This is a genomic window from Azospirillum formosense (genome assembly GCF_013340925.1).
GTDB classification, from domain to species: domain Bacteria; phylum Pseudomonadota; class Alphaproteobacteria; order Azospirillales; family Azospirillaceae; genus Azospirillum; species Azospirillum formosense.
This window is the reverse complement of the sequence record NZ_WHOR01000342.1, coordinates 1-5,078: the sequence shown is the minus strand read 5'-3', so window position 1 is coordinate 5,078 and position 5,078 is coordinate 1. Positions and strand designations below refer to the sequence as shown.

General features: G+C 68.2%; 5 protein-coding genes. 2 read left to right on the top strand and 3 right to left on the bottom strand.

Features of this window, described 5'->3' with window-relative positions:
• From cpaB to GBZ26_RS26665, 3 genes are all read right to left on the bottom strand, one after another.
• The coding region (gene cpaB, locus GBZ26_RS26675) for a Flp pilus assembly protein CpaB (protein ID WP_211104979.1) at window positions 1-765 on the bottom strand (765 nt) is incomplete at its 3' end.
• Window positions 756-1,328 carry a prepilin peptidase gene (locus tag GBZ26_RS26670; protein WP_174441416.1) on the bottom strand — a complete coding sequence of 191 codons (573 nt, stop codon included), beginning with the start codon at window positions 1,326-1,328 and terminating at the stop codon, window positions 756-758. The genes cpaB and GBZ26_RS26670, both read right to left, overlap by 10 nt.
• A 39-nt stretch (window positions 1,329-1,367) precedes the next feature.
• Window positions 1,368-1,580 carry a Flp family type IVb pilin gene (locus GBZ26_RS26665; protein WP_051140969.1) on the bottom strand — a complete coding sequence of 71 codons (213 nt, stop codon included), beginning with the start codon at window positions 1,578-1,580 and terminating at the stop codon, window positions 1,368-1,370.
• A 721-nt stretch (window positions 1,581-2,301) separates the two neighbouring features.
• On the opposite strand from GBZ26_RS26665, the gene GBZ26_RS26660 reads away from it, so the two are divergent.
• Together GBZ26_RS26660 and GBZ26_RS26655 are read left to right on the top strand one after the other, a co-directional pair.
• Window positions 2,302-3,471: a cytochrome-c peroxidase gene (locus tag GBZ26_RS26660; RefSeq protein WP_174441415.1), complete on the top strand. Its 1,170-nt coding sequence runs from the start codon at window positions 2,302-2,304 to the stop codon at window positions 3,469-3,471.
• 174 nt (window positions 3,472-3,645) lie between these two features.
• The gene (locus tag GBZ26_RS26655) at window positions 3,646-4,926 is read left to right on the top strand and encodes an imelysin family protein (protein ID WP_174441414.1); all 1,281 of its coding nucleotides are present in this window, start codon (window positions 3,646-3,648) and stop codon (window positions 4,924-4,926) included.
• The last annotated feature ends 152 nt before the right edge of the window (window positions 4,927-5,078 follow it).

The window sequence follows — 5,078 nt, the reverse complement described above, 5'->3', positions numbered from 1 at the left end:
GTCCTCGGCCCAGGTGGGGGCGGAGGCGGGCTCCGCCTCCCCGGCGGCCAGGGCGGTCTCGTCGGCGAGCAGGCTGCGCAAAGCCAGCGACAGCTTGCCCATGGTGGCGGCGACGGTGACCGTCTCGCTCTGGCGGGCGGTGACCTCCAGCGTCACGGTGCGGGGGACGCGCCCGTCCGGCCCGTTCTTCACCATGCCGGCCTCGCCGAGCTGCTGGTCGATGGCGATGACGCGCAGGTTCTGCAGGACGGTCTCGCCGACCGCCCGGCTGCGCAGGTCACGCCCCGCCTGGGATTCGAAATTCTGGGTCAGGATCAGGTCCACGCGGTCGCCGGGCCAGATCAGCCCGCCGGTCGCGCTGACCGCGTCCACCGCCACCGAGACGGCGCGGCTGCCCGGCGACAGGACGGCGGCGAGGAAGCCGCGCTCCCCCGGCGCCACGATGTGCCCGGCCATGATCGGCTCGCCCGCCGCGAAGGACCGGCGGGTGACGGCGCCGCTGTAGGCGCTTTCCGCCACCCGGCCCCGCACCATGTAGCCGTCCACCAGACGGCCCGGCGGCCAGGCCTCCCAGCGCAGATCCTCGGCGCGCAGCAGCATGCCGGTGGAGATCGGGCGGGCGGCGACCAGTACGGAGTCCATGGGCGCCTGGGGCGCCGGGACCGCGACGGCGGCGGTCGGGGCCGGCAGCATCGAGAAGGACACGTAGCCCACCAGCGACAGCCCGACGAGCAGCAGGGACAGGAAAAGCACTCTCAGAACCATGCCGCTCCTCCGGTGGGGTTGGAGAGGGTGAGAAGCCCGCCGGTGGCCAGGGCGACGCCGTAGGGCACGGAATGGCGGGTGGCGATGCGGTGCGCCTCGGCCGCCAGAAGATGGGTCAGGACGCGGGCCGGGCCGGAGCGACCGCCGAAGCGGCGCAGCAACCGGCGCGCCGGGCGCGCGTTGCGCAGGGCCAGCCAACCGGCGAGATAGAGGAGGGAGAGAACCCCGCCGGCCAGCGCGGTGGCGGTCGCGAAGGGGGCGGCCCGCTCCACCCCGACCAGCAGCAGGATGGCCGAGGCCAGCTTCACGTCGCCGCCGCCCAGCCAGCCCCGCCCGTGCAGGGCGCACAGGACCAGGAACAGCGTGGCGGCGGCAACAAGGCTGACCCACGGGAAGGGGGCGCCCTGCCAGAGCGGAAGCGCGAGGCCGAGGGTGGCGAGGAGGATGGACGCGGTGTCCGGAATGATGCGCCGGCACAGGTCGTCCGCCGCCGCCCAACCCAGCGCAAGTCCCGCCATGGGCAGCGCCAGGGAGAGGGGATCGAAGAGCGCGATCATATCCATGGCGGGACTTTGCGTGGGAGGGGGGTGGGGCGACGGCGCTTACGGGATGGTCGTCGAGGTGCCGCTGACCGTGGTGCCGATGCCGGTGAACAGGGTGCTGACGTTGGTGCCGAAGGTGCGGGCGCCGCCGATGATGACGAGCGCGACGAGCGCCGCCGCCAGACCGTATTCGAGGGCCGTGATGCCCTTGCGGTCCTTGGTCGCGGCCTGGACCGGGGAAATGATGGCGCGGATGTTGGCGAAGAGGGTCATTGATTGTCTCCGTTGATAATTGAGATGCGAAGGGGTTTCGCTTCAATGCGGTGAAGCGGAGGGGTCTGATTACTGATTTTCAGGGAATGCACGGCGTCTGTGATTTGAAGGATGGCGAAGGCCGGTATTTTATTAAACCTATCGATAGGGGTAGTCCGGCGGGCCTGCGCCGTTGTCCTAGCCATCCGAAACGCAACTTTCCGCACGGATTTCAGGCAAAGCGTGGGCATCGCCATGCGCAAAGGCGTCGCGTCAAAGAAACGGGGAGAAGAACGCCACGTGGGGAGGCGAATGACGGACGGATTGCTTTGGAAGGAAATGGTTAGAATTTGAAGTGATTATCGGATTGTGCCGGGATTGCGCCGGTGTGGGGGCCGCCGCTCCCTTCGTGGCGTTCGGAGCATTTGGAGTCCCGACGGTGGTGCCGCCTCGCCCCGGAATGGCGGCAAGCCCACCGGTTGGCGAAGCAGAGTCGGTAGCCGGGTCGGGGTACCCTTTTCCGTCAGGGCGAAGCGCCCGGACCGGATCGTCCATCCGGGAACAGGGCCGGACGAACGGGGCGAGGGGTTAATCCCGCCGGTCCTACGACCAGTGGCAATAGGTCGCACGTTCGTGATAATGAGAATAACTATCATCCAGGCCGAAGGGCATGGATACTGACCGGCAGGCCCCGCCATGGATTGCCGCCGTGGGCCACCGCCGTCAAGGAGCGAGTGTCAGGATGTCATTGTTCGGCAAATACGCCGCGCCGGCCGCGGCGCTGCCCTCTCTGTTGATCGCTGGCCTGTTGATCGCCGGTGGGTCCGGCATGGCCGCCGATCCGGCTGAATTGCAGAAAGCCAAGGCCGAGCTGGGCAAGGCGCTGTTCTTCGACAACAACCTGTCCTCCACCCGCAGCCAATCCTGCGCGACCTGCCACAACCCGGAATTCGGCTTCGCCGACCCGCGCGGTGCGGCGTCGCTGGGGGCCGACGGCAAGTCGCTGGGCGACCGCAACGCGCCGACCGCCGCCTACGCCCACCTTGCCCCGCGCTTCGGCTTCAAGGCCAGCGGGGTTCCCTTCGGCGGGCAGTTCCACGACGGCCGGGCCGCCACCCTCCAGGAGCAGGCCGGCGGTCCGCCGCTCAACCCCGCCGAGATGGCCATGGCCTCCAAGGCGGAGGTGCAGGGGCGGCTGAAGGAGAACCCGGACTACGCGCGCAGCTTCGTCGCCCTCTACGGCGCGGGGGTGCTGGACGACGCCGATCGCGCCTACGACGCGATGACCGACAGCATCGCCGCCTTCGAGAGGACCGACGTCTTCTCGCCCTTCGATTCCAAGTACGATCGCTATCTGCGCGGCGACTACAAGATGACCGGCGAGGAGGAGCTGGGGATGACCCTGTTCTTCTCGCAGCAGTTCACCAACTGCAACGTCTGCCACAAGCTGAACGCCATGCCGGCGGCGACGAACGAGGTCTTCACCAACTACGAATACCACAACATCGGCGTGCCGGTGAACGCGGAGCTGCGGGCGGCCAACGGGGTGGCGGCGACGCACATCGACCGCGGGCTGGCCGAGAATCCGGCGCTGAAGGGCCAGAAGGCTTATGAGGGGAAGTTCAAGACGCCGACCCTGCGCAACGTCGCGGTGACCGGCCCCTACATGCACAACGGCGTCTTCAAGGACCTGGAGACCGTCGTCCGCTTCTACAACAAGTACAACAGCCGCAAGCCGGCCGACCAGATCAACCCGGAGACTGGCAAGCCCTGGGGCAATCCGGAGGTCGCCGCCACCGTCTCCATCAAGGAGCTGGAGGAGGGCCCGGCGCTCGACGACCGCCGAATCAAGGCGCTGGTCGCCTTCATGAAGACCCTGACCGACGCCCGTTACGAACCGCTTCTGAAGTGAGCGCGGGCGGGTGGGGCCGCCGCCGTGGCCCCGCGTTCCGCCGCAAAATCAGCAATGCGCAGCCTGCTTGGCAATTGCATCTTGACAATGAGAGTGATTAGCGGCGCATGTTGAGAATGCTTCGCACTTTCATGGCTGTGACGCCAACGATCACCGACGCTTGAGGAGACCTTCATGTTCAAGCACGCCTCCGGCCTTGCCGCCGCGGCTCTCATCGCGCTGGCGCCGCTCGCCGCCGACGCCCAGACGGCCAAGCCCGCCTACAAGGACGTGGTGAAGACCTACGCCGACATCGCCCAGGCCGGCTACGAGGACTCCGCCAGCACCGCCAAGGCGCTGAAGAAGGCCATCGACGCGCTGGTGGCCAACCCGTCGGAGGCGACGCTGGCCGCCGCCCGCACGGCGTGGCTGAACGCCCGCGTCCCCTACATGCAGACCGAGGCCTTCCGCTTCGGCAACCCGATCGTCGACGAGTGGGAAGGCAAGGTCAACGCCTGGCCGCTGGACGAGGGCCTGATCGACTATGTGGACGACAGCTACGCCGGCGGCGACAGCAACCCGTTCGCCAAGGCCAACGTGATCGCCAACCCGAAGATCAAGGCCGGCGACAAGACCATCGACGCCCGCAAGATCACCAAGGAGCTGCTGGCCGACACGCTGCACGAGGCCGGCAAGGTCGAGGCCAACGTGGCGACCGGCTACCACGCCGTCGAGTTCCTGCTGTGGGGCCAGGACCTGAACGGCACGGGTCCGGGCGCCGGCGCCCGCAAGGCGACCGACTACGCCAAGGGCAAGGACTGCACCAACGGCAACTGCGACCGCCGCGCCCAGTTCCTGACCGTCGCCACCCAGATGCTGGTCGAGGATCTGGAGGAGATGGCCAAGGCCTGGGGCGCCAAGGGCAAGGCCCGCGCCTCCATCGCCAAGGCCAAGGAGTCGGAGGGCGTCGCCCGCATCCTGACCGGCCTCGGCAGCCTCAGCTACGGCGAGCTGGCCGGCGAGCGCATGAAGCTCGGCCTTATGCTGCACGATCCGGAGGAGGAGCATGACTGCTTCTCCGACAACACCCACAACTCGCACTATTACGACCAGGTCGGCATGGTCAACGTCTACAACGGGCGCTACACCCGCGTGGACGGCAAGGTCGTGACCGGCCCGTCGCTGTCGCAGTATGTCGCCGCCACCGCGCCGGAGGCCGACGCCAAGGTGAAGGAGGCGATGACCGCCACCACCGCCGCCATGAAGGTCATGAAGGACACCGCCGACAGCGGCAAGATGGCTTACGACCAGATGATTGGCACCGACAACGCCGAGGGCAACGCGATCATTGCGACCGCGGTGGACCGTCTGGTCGACCAGAAGAAGGCCCTGGAAGGCGTCGTCGCCGCCCTGGGCGTCTCGGTTGAGCTGGCCGGTTCGGACAGCCTCGACAACCCGTCGGCCGTCGGCAAGTAAGCTGTCGGCAAGCAAGCCGGCGGACCACGGGCTGCGGCCCTTCCTTCCCGCGTGGGGCGGCGTTGTCCGCTCCCCGCCGACCGCCCGCGCGGGGGAGGGGCCGCAGCCCGGCCTTTTCGTCTTCATGAAATGGGGCACCCCGCCCGACCGAT

What these genes read in the sequence shown, in the direction of transcription:
- GBZ26_RS26670 (WP_174441416.1), bottom strand. Translation starts at nt 1,328, where the DNA reads ATGGATATGATCGCGCTCTTCGATCCCCTCTCCCTGGCGCTGCCCATG.
- GBZ26_RS26665 (WP_051140969.1), bottom strand. Translation starts at nt 1,580, where the DNA reads ATGACCCTCTTCGCCAACATCCGCGCCATCATTTCCCCGGTCCAGGCC.
- GBZ26_RS26660 (WP_174441415.1), top strand. Translation starts at nt 2,302, where the DNA reads ATGTCATTGTTCGGCAAATACGCCGCGCCGGCCGCGGCGCTGCCCTCT.
- GBZ26_RS26655 (WP_174441414.1), top strand. Translation starts at nt 3,646, where the DNA reads ATGTTCAAGCACGCCTCCGGCCTTGCCGCCGCGGCTCTCATCGCGCTG.